Below are 336 nucleotides of genomic sequence, written 5' to 3'. Positions count from 1 at the left end.
AGCTGCCGCTGGGCCAGTCTGAGATCGGCGCCGGTGCGCGCCGTCTGCCGGAAGAGGATCAGGACGGCTACAGCCTCGCCCGCACGCAAAAGGCAGTTGAAGAAGCGCGCAAACTGCGCCGCCAGAATGCCGAAGCCGAAGGCCTGTATGTCCTGGCCTCGGAAGTCGAGCTGGAAGTTAAAAAGCTGATCAGTCAGGAGATCGCAGAATTCGAGCAGGTGATGCGGGTGGGCGCTCGTGCTGTTGCGGATGAATTCGGCGTCGACTTCAAATCGGTCAAGAAACTGCTGATCGACACATGGCGCGGCCACCGGGACAAGCGGTCGCGCAAGCTCG

Annotated in this window: 1 pseudogene; it reads left to right on the top strand. The window is 61.6% G+C overall.

The features are described from left to right. Nucleotides 1-336, top strand: a pseudogene (locus CAER_RS30045) (hypothetical protein); the annotation flags it as partial.

The sequence above is a fragment of the Leisingera caerulea DSM 24564 genome (assembly GCF_000473325.1).
Taxonomy (GTDB): domain Bacteria; phylum Pseudomonadota; class Alphaproteobacteria; order Rhodobacterales; family Rhodobacteraceae; genus Leisingera; species Leisingera caerulea.
The sequence above is the reverse complement of the archived record's forward strand: the minus strand, read 5'-3'. Positions and strand labels throughout refer to the sequence as shown.